Origin of the sequence: Salinilacustrithrix flava (assembly GCF_041228405.1) — a bacterium.
GTDB classification, from domain to species: domain Bacteria; phylum Actinomycetota; class Acidimicrobiia; order Acidimicrobiales; family Salinilacustritrichaceae; genus Salinilacustrithrix; species Salinilacustrithrix flava.
Window position 1 is genome coordinate 2,425,959 of the sequence record NZ_CP133888.1, and the last position, 17,532, is coordinate 2,443,490.

General features: G+C 72.8%; 17 protein-coding genes and 1 tRNA gene. 14 read left to right on the top strand and 4 right to left on the bottom strand.

The window, feature by feature from the left end:
• Positions 1–7 precede the first annotated feature (7 nt).
• Together RGQ06_RS11960 and RGQ06_RS11965 are read right to left on the bottom strand one after the other, a co-directional pair.
• Positions 8–190, bottom strand: coding sequence for a hypothetical protein (locus RGQ06_RS11960; protein WP_432430357.1), 183 nt, complete (start codon positions 188–190; stop codon positions 8–10).
• Complete coding sequence (locus tag RGQ06_RS11965; RefSeq protein ID WP_432430358.1) at positions 187–405, bottom strand: hypothetical protein; 219 nt, start codon at positions 403–405, stop codon at positions 187–189. The genes RGQ06_RS11960 and RGQ06_RS11965 overlap by 4 nt, the downstream gene beginning before the upstream one ends.
• 113 nt (positions 406–518) lie before the next feature.
• Between RGQ06_RS11965 and metG the strand changes: the two genes are divergently transcribed.
• From metG to RGQ06_RS11995, 6 genes are all read left to right on the top strand, one after another.
• Positions 519–2,042 carry a methionine--tRNA ligase gene (gene metG / locus RGQ06_RS11970; RefSeq protein WP_432430359.1) on the top strand — a complete coding sequence of 508 codons (1,524 nt, stop codon included), beginning with the start codon at positions 519–521 and terminating at the stop codon, positions 2,040–2,042.
• A 4-nt stretch (positions 2,043–2,046) separates the two neighbouring features.
• Positions 2,047–2,805, top strand: a complete 759-nt coding sequence (locus RGQ06_RS11975) for a TatD family hydrolase (protein WP_432430360.1) — start codon at positions 2,047–2,049, stop codon at positions 2,803–2,805.
• A gap of 89 nt (positions 2,806–2,894) precedes the next feature.
• Entirely contained in the window at positions 2,895–3,176 is a 282-nt protein-coding gene (locus RGQ06_RS11980) for a hypothetical protein (protein ID WP_432430361.1), read from the top strand.
• Complete coding sequence (rsmA, locus tag RGQ06_RS11985) at positions 3,173–3,985, top strand: 16S rRNA (adenine(1518)-N(6)/adenine(1519)-N(6))-dimethyltransferase RsmA (RefSeq protein WP_432430362.1); 813 nt, start codon at positions 3,173–3,175, stop codon at positions 3,983–3,985. The genes RGQ06_RS11980 and rsmA overlap by 4 nt, the downstream gene beginning before the upstream one ends.
• 60 nt (positions 3,986–4,045) lie before the next feature.
• The gene (locus RGQ06_RS11990; RefSeq protein ID WP_432430363.1) at positions 4,046–4,870 is read left to right on the top strand and encodes a thioesterase family protein; all 825 of its coding nucleotides are present in this window, start codon (positions 4,046–4,048) and stop codon (positions 4,868–4,870) included.
• A complete protein-coding gene (locus tag RGQ06_RS11995) occupies positions 4,867–5,595 on the top strand; it encodes a 4-(cytidine 5'-diphospho)-2-C-methyl-D-erythritol kinase (RefSeq protein ID WP_432430364.1) in 729 nt (242 codons plus the stop codon). The genes RGQ06_RS11990 and RGQ06_RS11995 overlap by 4 nt, the downstream gene beginning before the upstream one ends.
• Before the next feature lie 81 nt (positions 5,596–5,676).
• Here RGQ06_RS11995 and RGQ06_RS12000 read toward each other — a convergent pair whose 3' ends face one another.
• A complete protein-coding gene (locus RGQ06_RS12000) occupies positions 5,677–5,778 on the bottom strand; it encodes a 30S ribosomal protein bS22 (protein WP_432430365.1) in 102 nt (33 codons plus the stop codon).
• Between the two features lie 57 nt (positions 5,779–5,835).
• Here RGQ06_RS12000 and RGQ06_RS12005 point away from each other — a divergent pair.
• The 8 genes from RGQ06_RS12005 (at position 5,836) to RGQ06_RS12040 (ending at position 15,012) form a co-directional block, all read left to right on the top strand.
• Positions 5,836–5,908: transfer RNA gene (locus RGQ06_RS12005), tRNA-Gln, on the top strand.
• 79 nt (positions 5,909–5,987) lie between these two features.
• A complete protein-coding gene (locus tag RGQ06_RS12010) occupies positions 5,988–7,094 on the top strand; it encodes a bifunctional UDP-N-acetylglucosamine diphosphorylase/glucosamine-1-phosphate N-acetyltransferase GlmU (protein ID WP_432430366.1) in 1,107 nt (368 codons plus the stop codon).
• A gap of 9 nt (positions 7,095–7,103) precedes the next feature.
• Positions 7,104–8,084, top strand: a complete 981-nt coding sequence (locus RGQ06_RS12015; protein WP_432430367.1) for a ribose-phosphate diphosphokinase — start codon at positions 7,104–7,106, stop codon at positions 8,082–8,084.
• 82 nt (positions 8,085–8,166) lie between these two features.
• Positions 8,167–8,877: a 50S ribosomal protein L25 gene (locus RGQ06_RS12020; RefSeq protein ID WP_432430368.1), complete on the top strand. Its 711-nt coding sequence runs from the start codon at positions 8,167–8,169 to the stop codon at positions 8,875–8,877.
• A gap of 53 nt (positions 8,878–8,930) precedes the next feature.
• Positions 8,931–9,500, top strand: a complete 570-nt coding sequence (gene pth, locus RGQ06_RS12025; protein ID WP_432430369.1) for an aminoacyl-tRNA hydrolase — start codon at positions 8,931–8,933, stop codon at positions 9,498–9,500.
• Between the two features lie 31 nt (positions 9,501–9,531).
• Positions 9,532–12,963 carry a transcription-repair coupling factor gene (gene mfd / locus RGQ06_RS12030; protein WP_432430370.1) on the top strand — a complete coding sequence of 1,144 codons (3,432 nt, stop codon included), beginning with the start codon at positions 9,532–9,534 and terminating at the stop codon, positions 12,961–12,963.
• Between the two features lie 42 nt (positions 12,964–13,005).
• The gene (locus tag RGQ06_RS12035; protein ID WP_432430371.1) at positions 13,006–13,677 is read left to right on the top strand and encodes a hypothetical protein; all 672 of its coding nucleotides are present in this window, start codon (positions 13,006–13,008) and stop codon (positions 13,675–13,677) included.
• Positions 13,678–13,680: 3 nt separating this feature from the next.
• Complete coding sequence (locus RGQ06_RS12040; protein WP_432430372.1) at positions 13,681–15,012, top strand: MazG nucleotide pyrophosphohydrolase domain-containing protein; 1,332 nt, start codon at positions 13,681–13,683, stop codon at positions 15,010–15,012.
• Between the two features lie 3 nt (positions 15,013–15,015).
• On the opposite strand, the gene RGQ06_RS12045 is transcribed toward RGQ06_RS12040, so the two are convergent.
• Positions 15,016–17,472 (bottom strand): hypothetical protein, encoded by a 2,457-nt coding sequence (locus RGQ06_RS12045; RefSeq protein ID WP_432430373.1) that lies wholly within the window; start codon positions 17,470–17,472, stop codon positions 15,016–15,018.
• Between the last annotated feature and the right edge of the window lie 60 nt (positions 17,473–17,532).

A 17,532-nucleotide genomic window follows, 5' to 3' on the forward strand; every position in this document is an offset into this window, starting at 1 on the left:
CCCGGGATCAGAACTTGGAGTCGGTGGGGAGGTGGCCGTCAGCGACCTGGTCGTCCGGCACCCGCCGCCGGTACTGCGGGTTCTCGATGATCGAGCTCTTCGTGAGGGCGAGCCCGCCGGCCACGACGGCGCCGTAGACGGTGATCGCGAAGATCACGGAACCGACGACGAACAGCACGGTCTCGCTCATGACTGCACCGCCTCGGCGAGGCCGCGAGCGTCCGCGTGGACCGGCGTGAGCAGGAGGGTGCCGAGGGAGTGGATGGAGGGCACCCAGAGGCCGACGAAGATGCCGGCGGTCGTCTCGTCGGCGACGAAGTAGAGGTACACGGAGAAGACGAACGACGCGAAGCCGGCGACGAGGAAGGGCAGCCGCACGACGAGGTGTCGGGGGAGTCTGGACATGAGGGGGATCCTTTGATTGGGGTCCCCCTCTTCAACCCAATTTAGCCCCGATTATTTCCGGTCTTGGCATCGCCCTCGGTGGATCGGTGCCGCCCCCCGTAGGATCGGCCCCCATGCCCGGCCGCTTCTACGTCACGACGCCGATCTACTACGTCAACGACGCCCCCCACATCGGCCACGCCTACACGACCGTCATCGCCGATGCGCTGGCTCGCTGGCACCGGCTGGTGGGCGACGACACCTACTTCCTCACGGGGACCGACGAGCACGGCCTGAAGGTGGCCCAGTCGGCCACCGAGGCCGGCATCACCCCCCAGGAGCAGGCGGACCGCAACGCGGGTCGCTTCGCCGAGGCGTGGGAGCTGCTCGGCATCAGCAACGACGACTTCATCCGCACCACCGAGCCCCGCCACCACGCCGCCGTGCAGGCGATGCTCCAGCAGATCCACGACAACGGCGACATCGAGCTCGACACCTACGAGGGCCCGTACTGCGTGTCGTGCGAGGCGTACTACGCCGAGGGTGAGCTGGTCGACGGGATGTGCCCGATCCACAACAAGCCGGTCGAGCGCCTGCGCGAGGAGAACTACTTCTTCCGTCTCAGCCGCTACGAGCAGCGCCTCATCGACTGGATCGAGTCCGACCCCGAGGCCATCCAACCGGTGGGCAAGCGCAACGAGGTCCTCGGCTTCCTGCGCCAGGGCCTCGACGACGTCTCCATCACCCGCACCAGCCTGGACTGGGGGGTGCCGGTCCCCTGGGCCGAGGGTCACGTCTTCTACGTCTGGTACGACGCGCTCATCAACTACGCCACCGCCATCGGCTACGGCACCGACGACGAGCGGTTCCGCACCTGGTGGCCGGCGGTGCACCACATCATCGGCAAGGAGATCATCCGGTTCCACTGCGTGTACTGGCCGGCCATGCTCATGGCCGCCGGACTGGAGCCGCCCAAGCACGTGCTGGTGCACGGCTGGCTGCTGCTCGGCGGCGAGAAGCTGTCCAAGACGGTGCACGGGCAGGCCAAGCTCACCGACATCGCGCCGGCCCGGCTGGTCGAGGACTTCGGCGTCGACGGCTTCCGTCACCACTTCCTGCACGACCAGCCCTTCGGCCCCGACGGCGACTTCAGCTACGAGGCCATGGTCGCCCGGTACAACTCGGACCTGGCCAACAACCTCGGCAACCTGCTGTCGCGGGTCGCCACGGTGGTCGCCAAGAAGTGCGACGGCATCGGGCCGGCCCCCGACCCGGACAGCCCGCTGGCGGCCGTTGCCGCCGACGCCTACGCAGACACGGCCGCGGCGTGGGATCGGATCCAGCCGTCGGTGGCCCTGGATGCCACCTGGCGGCTCATCAAGGAGACCAACGCCCACCTCGAGTCCAACGAGCCCTGGAAGATGGAGCCGGGTCCGGAGGTCGAGCGGATCATGGGCGACGCGCTCGAGGCGCTGCGCATCGTGACGATCCTGGCGTCCCCGGCGGTGCCGGCGTCGTGCCAGGAGATCTGGCGGCGCATCGGCCTCCCCGGCTCGCCGGAGGACCAGCGCCTCCCCGACGCGGGGGCCTGGGGCCAGTACCCGGGTGGCCTCGCCGTCGAGAAGGGCGATCCGCTCTTCCCTCGGATCAAGGCCTGACGCCGTGCCCGGCGAGCTCCGCTGGACCGACGACCACTGCCACCTCCCCGACGACGGCTCCGTGGACGAGGTGCTCGCCGCGGCGCGCGCCGCGGGGGTCGAGCGGTTGGTCCACGTCGGCACCGACCTGGCGTCGTCGCGCGCGGCGGTGGCGCTCGCGACTGCGCACGACGGCGTCTGGGCCACCGCCGGCGTCCACCCCCACGAGGCTCGCCACGGCGTCGACGGCATCGAGGAGCTGCTGTCCGACCCGTCGTGCGTGGCGGTGGGGGAGTGCGGGTTCGACTTCCACTACGACCACTCGCCCCGCGACGCCCAGCGCGACGTCTTCGCCGCCCAGATCGCCCTGGCCCACGCCCACGACAAGGCGCTCGTGATCCACACCCGGGAGGCCTGGGCCGAGACCTTCGAGGTCCTCGATGCCGAGGGGGTCCCGGCGCGCACCGTGTTCCACTGCTTCACCGGCGGCGCCGACGAAGCCGACGAGTGCCTGGCCCGCGGCGCCTTCCTGTCGTTCTCCGGCATCGTCACGTTCCCGAGCGCGCACGATGTGCGTGCCGCAGCGGCGCGCTGCCCGCTCGACCGGATGCTGGTGGAGACCGACAGCCCCTACCTCGCCCCGGTGCCCAAGCGGGGCCGCACCAACGAACCGGGCTGGGTGCCGCTGGTCGGCGCCGGCCTGGCCGACGCCTCCGGGCACGACCTGGCCGTCGTCGCCGAGGCGACCTGGCGCAACGCCGAGCGCTGCTACCGCCTGGCCTGAACCCCGGGTTCTGGCACACGGCGTGCCATCAAGGTTGCTGTACGGGGCCGGGTTCCGTACGGTCACCACGTCCGACGTGGAGGAGAGCCGTGGAGGACGAGAACCCCGCACCGCCCGATCGGCGGCGCCTGTGGGTCGCGGTGGCGGCGACGATGGTCGCCGTGCCGCTCCTGCTGCTCGACAACCTGACCGCCGATGCCGACGACGAACCCGACGGGACGACCTCGGCCACCAAGCGCGCCGTCGTCACCGTGGTGGTCCCGCTCGACCGCCCGGAGACCGGGCCGGCGAAGGGCATCTCGGTCGTGACGTCGTCCACCACGTCCTCGACCGTCCCCATCACCGCTGCGACGACGACCTCGGCTCCGTGACCCTCGGTGCCGGGCGCATCCGGGCGCTCCTCGACGACCACGGCATCACGCCGAGCCGCGCCCTCGGCCAGAACTTCCTCATCGACCCCAACACGTCGCGACGGATCGCAGCCGCGAGCGGCGCCGTGGTCGGCGACGCCGTCCTGGAGATCGGACCCGGGCTCGGGTCGCTGACCCTCGCCCTCGCCGAGCTCGGCGCCGAGGTCACCGCGGTCGAGCTCGATCGCCACCTGGTGCCGGTGCTCCGCGAGGTCGTGGCCGACGCCGACCCGCCGGTCCGCGTGGTGGAGGCCGACGCGCTCGAGGTGGACCTCGACGACCTCGTCTCCCCGGGCCGGCGGTGGCGCCTGGCGGCGAACCTGCCCTACAACGTCGGCACCACGATCTTCCTGCGGGTCCTGCAGGAGGCGCCGGCGATCGCCGGTGGCGTCGTGCTGGTCCAGCGGGAGGTCGCCGAGCGCATCGCCGCACGCGCCGGCGACGACGCCTACGGCATCCCCTCGGTGAAGGCGGCGTGGTGGGTCCACGCCCGCGTCGCCGGGCGGGTCCCGGCCTCGGTGTTCCACCCCCGGCCCCGGGTCGACTCCTCCTTCGTCACCTTCGAGCGCCACGACCCGCCCGGCGACGAGCAGCTCCGCCAGCGGGTCTTCGCCCTGGTCGACGCCGGCTTCGGCCAGCGCCGCAAGATGCTGCGGCGCAGCCTGGTCGACCACATCGAACCCGGGGCCCTGGAGCAGGCCGGCATCGACCCGACTCGCCGGGCCGAGGAGCTCGCCCTCGACGACTGGGTCCGCCTGGCTGGGGCCTGACGGTTCCTCGAACTGGCAGTCGTGGTGTCGCGCTCGGGCGGAACTGGCAGGATCGGCCGCGTGGCTGACACCTCGCTGTTCGAGCAGCTCGACCACGACCGCTTCCGGGCCACCGAGCTCGCCCGCGGCCCGTGGGACCCCGACGCGCTGCACGGCGGCCCGCCCGGCGCGCTGGTCGCCGGAGCGCTGGAGGACGTCGTCGCGGCCTTCGCCCGCGACGAGCTCACCAGCGACGACGGCACCACGGTGTCGTTCTTCCCGGCTCGGTTCACCGCCGAGCTGCTCCGGCCGGTGCCCCTCGACGAGCTCGTCGTGCACACCACGCTGCGGCGGCCCGGCCGCAAGATCTGCATCGCCGACGCGACGCTCACCGGCCCGGACGGAAAGGTGTGCCTGGCCGCCACGCTCGCCACGATCCGCCGGCACCCCTTCGAACAGCCCCGCGCCGACGAGGTGGCGACGCCGCCTCCGGCCTCCGGCGGCTGGGGCGTGAAGATCGCGGACGGCGAGCAGGTGATGTTCGCCCGCGACGGCGTGGAGCACCGGGTCGTCGCCGGCCGCTTCGAGGACCCGGGCCCGGCCACCGACTGGATCCGCCTCGCGGTCTCGATGGTCGACGGGCGCGAGTCGACGCCGCTGGAGCGGGTGATCGCCGCCGCCGACTTCGGCAACGGCGTGTCCAAGTGGTTCGACATGGACGAGGCCCTGTTCCTCAACCCGGATCTGACCGTGAACCTGCACCGCCTGCCCGTGGGGGAGTGGGTGTGCATCGACGCCGTGACGCGCCTCGGGGCGGAGGGCGTCGGCCTGGCCGAGAGCCTGCTCTTCGACGAGGACGGCCCCATCGGTCGGGCCACGCAGTCGCTCCTCGTCGAAGGTCGATGACCGGCCCGGTCACGATCGTCGCCCCGGCGAAGCTGACGCTGACGCTGCGTGTCACCGGCGTGCGCGACGACGGCTACCACCTGATCGACGCCGAGATGGTCAGCCTCGACATCGCCGATGAGCTGACGTTCCGCCCGGCCGACCGGACCCACATCGCGCTCACGGGTCCGACCGCAGCCGGCCTGTCCGCCGGTGAGGACAACCTGGTGGCCAAGGCGCTCCGGGCGGTGGGACGGACCGCCCACGTCACCGTCGACAAGCGCATCCCCCACGGCGGGGGCCTCGGCGGCGGGTCCGCCGATGCGGCCGCCGTGTTCCGCTGGGCCGGCGTCGACGACCTCGAGCTCGCCGCCCGGGTCGGTGCCGACGTGCCGTTCTGCACCCGCGGCGGCCGCGCCCGAGTGCGGGGCATCGGCGAGGTCCTCGACCCGCTGCCCTTCATCGAGCACACCGTCACCCTGGCCACACCCGACTTCGGCTGCGACACCGCGGCCGTCTACGCCGCGTGGGACGCCCTCGGCGGCCCGACCGCGGACGGTCCCAACGACCTCGAACCCGCTGCCCTCCGGGTCGAGCCCCGCCTGGCCGGGTTCCGGGACGCGCTCGGCGAGCGCACCGGCGAGGTGCCCGTCCTGGCCGGCAGCGGCTCGACCTGGTTCGTGCCCGGCGCCCACCCCGGACCGGGGCGCGTCGTCGCCCGCACCGTGGCGGCATTCGAGTCCTGACGCGAACCGACCGCCCGGAGCGGTGCTCGGGGCGGTCGACGAGGCGCCGTCCCGGTGGGACGGCGGATCGATCGTTCGGTGCTACTTGCCGGCAGCGCGACGCTGGAAGCGGGTGCGCTTCAGCATCTTGCGGTGCTTCTTCTTACGCATGCGCTTGCGGCGCTTCTTCACGAGAGAACCCATAAGGCTGCCGACTGTAGAGAGGCCACCCCACCGGAGCCAACTACGCTGCCGGCCCTCTCCCGGGTAGTTCAACTGGCAGAACGCCGGCCTTTGGAGCCGGATGTTGCAGGTTCGAGCCCTGCCCCGGGAACGGCTGGCCTTCGGCCAGCATGACGAATTCGCTTCGCGAATTCGTCGGCTCCCTCAGGGCGGTGCGATAGACCCACGGCATGGACGAGTCCCCGGACCGACCGCTCTCCGCCATCGTGCTCGCTGCCGGCCACGGCACCCGGATGCGATCCGAGCGCCCCAAGCCCCTCCACGTGCTCGTCGGCAAGCCCATGGTGCTGTGGGTCCTCGACGCCCTCGTCGACTGCGACGTCGACCGCGTGGCGGTCGTCATCGGCCACGGCGGGGAGGCCGTCAGCAAGCGCCTGCTCGAGGACGCCGGCGACCGCCCCCTCGAGTTCGTCGAGCAGACCGTGCAGCGCGGCACCGGCGACGCCACGTCCGTCGGCCTCACCGGGCTCAGCGACGACTGGGACGAGCCCCACGACGTGCTCGTGCTCACCGGCGACACCCCGCTGCTGCGTCCGTCCACGCTCGCCGCCCTCGTCGCGCACCACCGCGACAGCGACGCCGCGTGCACGGTGCTCACCGCGCGCCTGCCCGACCCCACCGGCTACGGACGCATCGTGCGCGGCCGCGACGACCGCGTCGAGCGCATCGTCGAGCAGGCCGACACCACGACCGAGGAAGCCGAGATCGACGAGATCAACACCGGCATCTTCTGCTTCCGCCGCAGCCTGCTGTCGCCGGCCCTGCGCCGGATCCAGCCGGACAACGCCCAGGGCGAGCTGTACCTCACCGACGTCGTCGCCGTGCTCGCCGAGGCCGGCCACCGGGTCACGACCCTCGTCGCCGACGACGCCGACGAGACCCACGGCATCAACGACCGGGTCCAGCTCGCCGCCGCCGAGGCCGAGCTGCGCCAGCGCATCAACCACGCCTGGATGCGGGCCGGCGTCACCCTCGTCGACCCCGACCAGACCTACGTCGACGCCACCGTCGAGCTCGGCCGCGACGTCACGATCTACCCGGCCACGATGCTGCGCGGGGCCTGCACGATCGGCGAGGGCGCCGACGTCGGACCGGGTGCGCACCTCACCGACACCGTCGTCGGGGACCGGGCTCGGGTGTCCCAGACCGTCGCCGAGCGGGCCCGCATCGGCGACGACGCCGTGGTCGGTCCGTGGGCTGCGCTCGGACCCGGCGACGAGGTCCCTGCGGGCGAGGTGACCGGCCCTCACTATGCTGGCCCAGGCGCGCCGAGGTAGGGAGTCCCCATGGAGCTCGTGTCCAAGAAGAAGCTGCACCTCCTGTCGGGACGGGCGCACCTGCCCCTCGCCGAGGAGATCGCCGAGCTGCTGGGTGAACCGCTGGGCGAGGCCAACCTCGCCGAGTTCGCCAACGGCGAGATCCACTCCAAGCTGGGTCAGAACGTGCGTGGCGCCGACGTCTTCATCATCCAGAGCCACAGCTCGGTCGAGGGTCTCACGATCAACGACGCGATCATGGAGCAGCTGATCATGATCGACGCCGCTCGCCGCGCCTCGGCGAAGCGGATCATCGCGGTGTGCCCGTTCTACGGCTACGCCCGCCAGGACCGGAAGGCCGAGGGCCGCGAGCCCATCACGGCCAAGCTCGTGGCCAACATGTTCACCGCCGCCGGCGCCGACCGCCTGGTGTCCATCGACCTGCACTCGGGTCAGATCCAGGGCTTCTTCGACGGCCCGGTCGACCACCTGCAGGCCCGCCCCGTGCTCATCCAGGCCATGAAGGAGCTCGGCGAGGACCTCGTCGTGGTCTCGCCCGACGCCGGCCGGGTGAAGGTTGCCGAGCAGTACGCCAACGAGCTCCACGCCGACCTGGCCATCGTGCACAAGCGCCGGGTGAAGGGCGCCAAGAACGCCGTCGAGGCCCGGGACGTCGTCGGCGAGGTCGAAGGCCGCTGCTGCGTGCTCATCGACGACATGATCGACACCGCCGGCACCATGGTCGCCGCCGCCGAGCAGCTCATGGAGCACGGCGCCTCCGAGGTCCACGCCGCCTGCACCCACGCGGTGCTGTCCGGCCCCGCCGTGGACCGGGTGAAGAACTCCAGCATCGGGCGCCTCATCGCCACGAACACGCTGCCGCTGCCCTCGGACAAGCAGTTCGACAAGCTCGAGGTCCACTCGATCGCCCCGATCCTGGCCAAGGCCATCGACGCCGTCTTCGAGGACACCAGCGTCAGCGAGCTCTTCGGCGGCAAGAACCAGACCTGAGGCCAGCATCCCGCAGTTGGCCCGGACTCGGGGACCCCCGTACACTCGTCCGTTCGGTTCCGCACGACTTGTAGGTAGACCCATGGCAGCAGACCAGATCATCCTCACGGCCGAGACCGGGCGCCCCACCGGCTCCCGCTCCTCGCGCCGCCTCCGCGCCGAGGGCAAGATCCCCGCGGTCGTCTACGGCCTCGACACCGAGCCCAAGCCCATCGCCGTGGAGTGGAGCGAGCTGCGTGCCGCCCTGGTCACCGATGCCGGCATGAACGCCCTCATCGACCTCGACGTCGACGGCGAGAAGAAGCTGACGATGGTCTACGACATGCAGCGCCACCCGGTGCGCCGTGACGTCACCCACGTCGACTTCATCCTCATCGACGTCAACAAGACCATCGACGTCGACGTGCCGATCGTGCTCGCCGACAGCGACGACGACCACCTCAAGGGCCTGGTCATCGACCAGAACCTGTTCATGCTGGAGGTCTCGGCCAAGCCGGGCACCATCCCGAACGAGTTCCTGGTCGACCTGAGCTCCCTCACGGTGGACGAGCCCATCCGGGCCGGCCAGATCGAGCTGCCCGACGGTGTCGAGCTGCTCACCGATCCCGAGGACGCCGTCGTCGTCGCGTCGGTGCCCATGTCCGAAGAGGAGCTGCTGGCCGACGTCGAAGAGGTCGCCGGCGACGTGGACGAGCCCACGGAGGGCGAGGCCGCCGAGGGCGAGGACGGCGCCGAGGCCGAAGGCGGCGACGACGCCGAGGCCTCTGCCGACGAGGGCGGCGAGGAAGCCTGAGCAGCCCGTTCGCCGAGGCTGCCGACCGGCGGGGCACCCCCGCCGACCTGTTGGTGATCGGCCTCGGCAACCCCGGGCTCCAGTACGCACGCACCCGCCACAACGTGGGCGCCGACTGCGTCGCGCTGCTGGCCGACCGCAACGGCGAGCGCCTCGCGCACTCGCGCAAGGAGCACGCCGAGGTCGCCGAGCTGCGACCGGCGCCCACGATGCGGCGCCTCGTCGTGGCGTTCCCCACCACGTACTACAACGAGGCGGGCCGAGCCGCCCGAGCCCTGGTGCTGCGCCACGGCATCGACGACCCCCGCAAGGTCGTGGTCGTCCACGACGAGCTGGACCTGCCGGTCGGCCGGCTCAAGGTGAAGGCCGGGGGCGGCCTGGCCGGCAACAAGGGCCTGCGCTCGATCAAGGCCAACCTGCAGACCGACGAGTTCCTTCGCATCCGCATCGGCGTGGACAAGCCGCCGAGCAGCCAGCAGGGCGCCGACCACGTGCTGCGCAAGCCGGGCAAGCGCGAGCGCGAGGAGCTCGACGTGTGCATCGCCGAGGCCGCCGACGCCGTCGAGGTGATCCTCGCCGACGGCATCGAGCGAGCCATGGAGCGCTACAACCGCAGGGAATGAGTCGCTCGTCGGCCCGGATAGCCTCGGGCGAGTGACTGCCGCCCCGTCGCTCGCCCCCACGGACGACCTGCGGCACCTCCCCACCGTCGCCCGGGACGAGCCCGGGCTGCTGGCCGTGCTCGGCCGCAAGGACGCGGTGCTGGCGGTGCCGGAACCGGCGCGCGCCCTGGTGGTCGCCGGCCTGGCGGCCCGCTCCACGCGGCGCCCCATCGTGGTCGCCACCGCGGCCACGGCCGACGCCGAACGCCTCGTGAACGACCTGCAGGCGCTGCTCGGTACCGACGCCGTCGAGCACTTCCCGGCTTGGGAGACCCTGCCCTTCGAGCGGGTCAGCCCCGCCATCGAGACCATGGGCCGCCGGCTCAAGACCCTCCACCGCCTCGGCGCCGGACGCGACGATCCCGCGCAGCTGCCCGACGTGGTGGTCACGTCCGTGCGGGCGCTGATCCAGCGCCTCGCACCCGGCGTCGAGGACATCGAGCCCGTCTGCATCGCCAAGGGCGACGAGGTCGACATCGAGGGGCTGGTCACCAGCCTCGTCGAGTTCGGCTACCGGCGCGAGTACCAGGTCGAGCACCGCGGCGAGGTCGCCGTCCGCGGCTCCATCGTGGATGTGTTCCCCGCCACCGCCGACCGCCCCGTGCGCATCGACCTGTGGGGCGACGAGGTCGATCGCCTCACCGAGTTCTCGGTCACCGACCAGCGCACCACCGACGACGTCGACGCGGTCGAGATCCTGCCCTGTCGCGAGCTGCTGCCCACGGCGGCAGTCCGGGAGCGGGCCGAGGGCCTCGTCGCCCGCGAGCCCTGGGGCCGGGAGCAGTGGGAGCGCATCGCCGAGGGCCAGCTCTTCGACGGCATGGAGTCCTGGCTGCCCTGGCTGGCGCCGGAGGAGCGGGTGCTGGCCGACCTGCTGCCCGAGGACGCCCAGATCCTGCTGGTCGAGCCCCGCCGCATGCGCGACCGGGCCGCGGACTTCCTCGCCGAGGAGGCCGACCTGGCCCAGACCCTGGCCAAGACGTGGGGTGCGGTGTCCGACGGGGAGGCCCACGACTTCCCGCCGCTGCACCTGCCCTTCGAGCGGGTGCTGTCGCACGCCACCGCCGCCACCTGGCACCTGACCACCTCGCCCGAGGGTCCGGACACGCCGACCGTGCAGGCGATGACGTTCCAGGTCGCGTCCGGCGACGAGGACCGTCGGCGGACCCAGCTCCGCGACCTTCGCGCCGACGGCTACCGCATCGTCATCGCCGCCGACGGTGAGGGCTCCGCCGCCCGCCTGCGCGAGCTCGTCTCCGAGGCCGGGGTCGAGGCCGAGATCGTCGTCGCACCGCTGGAGCGGGGCTGCATCCTGCCGGGCGTCCGCCTGGCGCTGCTGGCCGAGTCCGACCTCACCGGTCGCCGGCGCAGCCACCGCAAGGCCAAGCGCCGCCGCCGCGACGCCCAGAAGTTCTTCGACGACCTCCAGGCCGGCGACCACGTGGTGCACCACCAGCACGGCGTCGCCCGCTACGGCGGCATGGTCAAGCGGGCGATCGGCGGTGTGGAGCGCGACTACCTCCTGCTCGAGTACCGCGACGGCGACAAGCTCTACGTGCCGTCGGACCAGATCGACGCCGTCCGCCACTACACCGGTGGCGACGCGCCCTCGCTCACCCGCCTCGGGGGCGACGCCTGGTCCAAGACCAAGGCCCGCGTCCGCAGCGTGGTCAACGAGATCGCCCAGGAGCTGGTGGTGCTCTACCAGAAGCGCCTGGCCGCCGGCGGCCACGCGTTCGCGGGGGACACCCCCTGGCAGCAGCAGTTCGAGGACGCGTTCCCCTACGAGCCCACGCCGGACCAGCTCCGCGCGGTCGAGGAGATCAAGGGCGACATGGAGATCGAGGCACCGATGGACCGCCTCGTCGTCGGCGACGTCGGCTTCGGCAAGACCGAGGTCGCGCTCCGGGCCGTGTTCAAGGCTGTCCAGGACGGCAAGCAGGTCGCCGTGCTCGTGCCCACCACGCTGCTCGCCCAGCAGCACTTCCAGACGTTCTCCGAGCGCTTCGCCGACTACCCGGTGCGGGTCGAGGTGCTGTCGCGCTTCCTCACCGCCGGCCAGGCCAAGGCGGTCATGGAGGGCTGCCGCACGGGTGCGGTCGACATCGTGGTCGGCACGCACCGCCTGCTGAACAAGGACGTCTCCTTCCACGACCTCGGCCTGCTCGTGGTCGACGAGGAGCAGCGCTTCGGCGTGAAGCACAAGGAGCGGATCAAGGAGTTCAAGCACGACGTCGACGTGCTCACCCTCACCGCCACGCCCATCCCGCGCACGCTCGAGATGAGCCTCACCGGCATCCGCGACATGAGCCTGCTCGAGACGCCGCCGGCCGACCGCCAGCCGATCCTCACCTACGTCGGGGAGTTCGACGAGCGGGCCGTGGCCGAGGCGATCCGCCGCGAGCTGCTCCGCGAGGGCCAGGTCTTCTACGTCCACAACCGGGTGCGCGACATCGACCAGAAGGCCGAGGAGCTGCGCGAGATCGTGCCCGAGGCGCGCATCGCGGTGGCGCACGGCCAGATGGACGAGGGCACCCTCGAGCAGGTGGTCATCGACTTCTGGGAGGGCCGCTTCGACGTCCTCGTCTGCACCACGATCATCGAGTCCGGCATCGACATGCCGACGGTGAACACGCTGGTGGTCGAGCGCGCCGACCTGCTCGGCCTCGGTCAGCTCCACCAGATCCGCGGGCGCGTCGGACGCTCCGGCAGCCGGGCCTACGCCTACCTCTTCCACCCCCAGGACATGGTGCTGTCGGAGGAGGCCTACGAGCGGCTCCGCACCATCGGCGAGTCCACCGAGCTGGGCTCGGGGTTCAAGATCGCCATGCGCGACCTCGAGATCCGCGGTGCCGGCAACCTGCTCGGCACCGGGCAGTCCGGCCACATCGCCGCCGTCGGCTACGACCTCTACTGCCAGATGGTCACCGAGGCGGTCGCCGAGCTGAAGGGCGAGCCGGTGCGCGAGCCGGCCGAGGTCAAGATCGAGACCCTCGAGCCCGCCCACCTGCCGCCCGCCTACGTCGAGCGCGAGGAGCTGCGCCTCGAGGCCTACCGGCGCCTCGCCGCCGTCACGACCGACGCCGAGGTGGACGACATCGCCCGGGAGTGGGAGGACCGCTACGGGCCGATCCCCGATCCGGCCAAGGCCCTGCTGTCGGTGGCGCGGCTGCGCGCCGAGTGCCACCGCGTGGGCGTCACCGAGGTCACCGTCGTCACCGGCGACGGGTTCATGGGTCCGGCGTACAAGGCCCGCCTCAGCCCGGTCCCGCTCAAGGCCAGCCAGCAGACCCGTCTCAAGCGCATCGCCCCCAAGGCGATCCACAAGCCCGACACCGGCCTGCTCGAGGTCCCGATGGCCAAGGGCTCGGACCCGACCGCCGACCTCGTCACCTTCCTGCGCCACCTCCTCCCGCCGGAGTAGCGGTTCACCCGGAGCTCGGCGCGGCTCCTAGCATCGGCGATCGTGCGCACCACCCGCCGCCCCCGCCTCCTGCCCGCCCTGGCGCTGCTCGCGCTGAGCCTGGTCGCCGGCGCCTGCGCCGGTGACGGCGAGCTCGGTGGCCCCACCATCGGCGGCACCCCGGCGGCCACGGTCGGCGACACCACCATCTCGAGCAGCGACCTCGCCGCCGAGGTCGAGGACTGGGCGGCGAACCCGGCCATGCTCCAGGCCATCGGCGTGCCCGACATCGGCAGCGAGGGCCGCCGGGCCTCGGCGTTGGTGTCCTTCGTGCTCTCCCACCGCATCGTCTCCGAGCAGGCCCGCACCATGCTGGCCGACGCACGCGACCTCGCCGCCGACAACGAGGTCGACCTCGCCGCCGCCGGTGTCAGCGGCGAAGCGCTCGCCGATCCGGACGACGGCGAGATCGACGGCATCCTCGCCCAGCTCGACCAGCAGTTCACCAGCCCCGACGGCCAGCGGATCTTCGGCGAGTACCCCGACGAGTTCCGTCGGCGCCTCGCCACCGACCTCGCCTTCCAGGAGCGGCTGCCGTTCCCCCTCCAGCTCGGCGTCGAGGCCCCCGAGGTGTCGGTGAACCCGAAGTTCGGCACCACCGAGGTGCTGCAGGGCGGCATCGTCCAGGTCGTCGGTCCGGTCGGCCCCCGCCCGGCCCCGCTCACCGGAGCCTGAGCCGTGGCTGGCCCGGCCCCCCGGTCGGCCCGGCCCCGCATCGCGGTGGTCGGCCTCGGCCCGGCCGGCCCCGACCTCACCACCGTCGGCGCCGCCGCCCGGCTCGCCGCCGCGCCCGTCCGGTTCCTCCGCACCCACCGCCACCCGGCGGCCGGACCGTGGTCGGCGGACCCGTCCTTCGACCACCACTACGAATCCGCCGCCACCTTCGACGACGTCTACGCCTCCATCGTCGAGGACCTCGTCGCCGCGGCCGCTCGCCACGGCGAGGTCGCCTACGCCGTGCCCGGCTCGCCCCACGTCCTCGAGCGTGCGGTCGCCGCCCTGCTGGTCGACGAGCGCATCGAGGTCGAGCTCGTGCCGGGCATGTCCTTCCTGGACCTCGCCTGGGCGCACCTCGGCGTCGATCCGGTCGAGGCCGGTGTCCGGCTCGTCGACGGCCACCGCTTCGCCATCGATGCCGCGGGTGCGACCGGCCCGCTCCTGGTCGCCCACTGCCACGCCAACCACGTGCTCTCGGACCTGAAGCTGGCCTTCGAGGACGACGAGCCCGAGTCCGCCGTCGTCCTGCAGCGCCTCGGTCTGCCCGACCAGCACGTGGTCGAGGTGGCCTGGGCCGACCTCGACCGCGCCGTCGAGGCCGACCACCTCACCTCCGTGTTCATCCCGGCGGTCGGCACACCGGTCGCCGCCGAGCTCGTGCGCTTCACCGAGCTGGTGCGCACGCTGCGCGAGCAGTGCCCGTGGGACCGGGAGCAGACGCATGCCAGCCTCACCCGGTACGTGGTGGAGGAGACCTACGAGGTCGTGGAGGCCATCGGGGCCTACGACCCGGAGACGGGCGACGGCGTCGAGCACCTCGAGGAGGAGCTGGGCGACCTGCTCTTCCAGGTCGTGTTCCACGCCACGATCGCAGCCGAGTCCGGGGCGTTCACCCTGGCCGACGTGGCCCGGGGCATCCACGACAAGCTCCACCGGCGCCACCCCCACGTGTTCGGCGACGCCGCCGACGACCACGGTTCGATCACCCGGACCTGGGAGGAGATCAAGCGGGCGGAGAAGGGTCGGGGTTCGGTGATGGAGGGCATCCCCAAGGCCCTGCCGTCGCTGCTCTACGCCCACAAGGTGCTGTCGAAGGCCGAGCGACTCGGCGCGCCGGTGCCCGCACCGGCCGACCCCGCCGCCGTCCACCCCGACGGTGAGCTCGGCGCCGCGCTGCTCGCCCTGGTGGCCCACGCTCGGGCCCGGGGCATCGACGCCGAGGCCGCGCTGCGCGCCGCCACCGACCGGCTCCGCGACGCGGCCATGGAGCTCGAGGCAGCCGACGAGGGCTGACGCCTACCGGTCGAGCTCGACCAGCTCGTCGAGCACGGCGACGGCGTCCTCGCCGAGGGTGCCGGTCAGCGCCGCCACCGCGTCCAGCGCCGCGGCCTCGGCCTCGGCCTCGCTCGCACCCCTGGCGAGGGCCTCGGCGGCGACCCGCGCGATGACCCCGCGACCGGCGATGCTGCACGCCTCGCGCGTCACCGACGCCACGACGGCGCGGCTGACCAGCTCCGGCGCCCGGGCGGCCCACTCGCCGACCTGGTCCCGAGCCATCTGGATGGCCTCGTCGCACAGCGAGGGGCCGAGCACCGCCCGGGTCTCCTCCACGGCCCGCAACCAGTCCTGCCCGCCGTCGACGGTGGCGCACGCCGCCATCGCCTTGTCCCAGTAGTCGCTCTCGTCGTCGCCCACGAGCAGCAGCCGGGCGATGGTGTCGCGGGCGGTCGTGTCGATGTCGTCGAGCAGCATGTCGAGGGCGATGTCGTCGTCGTCGGCCAGGATCTCCTGGAGGGTGCGGCGCAGCGTGGTCCGCACCGAGAACGTGGACTCGTGGTGCACGAAGGCCTCCGCCGCCGCCCAGCCGGTGCGCCACGCCGTCGCCGCGACCTCGGCCAGCGCCGTGGACCAGACCTCGTCGCCGAGCCCGCGCGTCGAGGTCTCGACCTCGACGCGGTGGTCCGGATCCCGCGAGAGCTCCATCACCCGCTGGTCGGTGGCGAAGGTCAACGAGCCGGGCACCCCGTGGACCACGGCCTCGGCGATGGCGGCCCCGCCCGAGCGCTGGCAGACGTCCTCCCAGATCTCCCAGGCCAGGGCATCCACGAGGTCGGCGCGCTCGCCGGCGATGGCGCGGGTGGTCTCGAGGCGCCGGCTGGCGGTGCCGATGGCGTTGCCGAGCAGGTGCACGCCCCGCACCAGCTGGGTGTCGGTGGCGATCGACTCCAGCGTGCGGAGGCGATCGGCCGACTCGCTGAGGCCCGCGGCGCCCAACCACGTCGATGCGTGGAGGCGCAGCAGCCGGTCGGCCAGCACCCACGAGCGCCGCTGCTCGATGGCGGCGTCGGCGCGACCGGTCGCCGCCAGGCGGGACGCCCGGTCCCGCAGGGTCTGGCGCAGCGGGTCATCGATGCCGGCGGCCAGCTCCCGCGCGTAGACGCGCAGCACCGGCGCGACGTTCGCCGGATCGTCGGAGTGCGGCTCGCCCGCCAGCCAGGCGGCCAGCTCCAGCACGGAGAGCCGGCTGCCCCGACGTGGGTGGGAGTGCGGCTCGATCACGATCGTCGACAGATCGGGCAGCCCGGTGGCCCATGCCTCATCACCGGCCCCGGCGCCGGCTGGGGCGGTCGGGTCGGCAGAGGCGCCTGCGTCGGCCAGCTCGTCGTCGAGGTCGGCGTCGCGCACGAGCAGCGGCGCGAGCAGCTGCCAGCCTTCGCGCCGGACCTCGTCGCGCAGCGCCGTCGCCGGCAGCCAGTCCTCCGGTTCGCCCAGCGCCAGCTCCCACCGGTCGTCGCCGATGGGGCGCAGGTCCCGGCCCTCGTCGCCGAGCGCCGCCACGTGACCGGGGCCGAGCACCTGGAAGGCGAACACCTCGGGGATCCGTCGATCCACCAGGCGGCCGGCCACCCGGTTCGGCGACGCCCCCGACTCGTCGGCCCACGGCGCGCTCGACAGGCCGGTGCCGAGGCCGCCGAAGGTGTCCTCGAAGTCGAGGCAGGCGTACGCGACGCGGTCCTCGGCCCGTCCGTGCGATGCGGCTGCGGCGTGGTCGCGCGCCACGTCGGCCAGGAGCTCGAAGCGGGCGAGCAGCCCGGCGTCGTCGCAGCGCGGCCCACCCGCCGCCACGGCGACGTGGGGGGCGACGCCGAAGGTGATCGAGGCCGTGCGCACGCGCCCGGCCACGTCGCCGGTGACGACGTCGCACCACGCGCGGGCTCGGGCGCAGCCGTGCAGGATGCCCGCTGCCTCCTTGACCATCACCGACGCCTCGACGCCGAGCACCCGGAGCCGGACCACGGTCTCGGGGTCCTGGTCGCCGAACACCCACTCGGCGGCGAGGTCGATCCAGCCGGCGGGGAGGTGGCCGGCCCTGCCCCGCGGGCTCGGGAAGAGGCGCAGCACGACGGCGCGGGGGCAGTCGTCGAGATCGGCCAGGCCGTCCACCTCGCACAGGACAGCGGCGCCGCGCTCGAAGCCGGCCTCGGCGACCAGGTCGTCCACGATGTCGGCCACGCGCCGGCGGGTGAGCGGGTCGGTGGGCAGGTCGTCGAGGCGCACGATCGGGCCGTCGGGCAGGGGAGCGACCGGCGACGTGCGAAGGGGGACCACCCCGTCGCGCACGGTGCTGCGGACGGCATCGGCGACCTGACGCAGGACGTCGACGCCCCGTGCGACGTCCCGGGTGCGCAGGTGCAGCGCGAACGACCCGGCGACGGCGTCCAGCTCGTCCAGCAGGGAGTCGGCCGTGGTCACCGGCGGGGATCCTACGTCCGGGCCCGGGGCGGACATCCGGTCGTGATCCTTCCGAGTCCA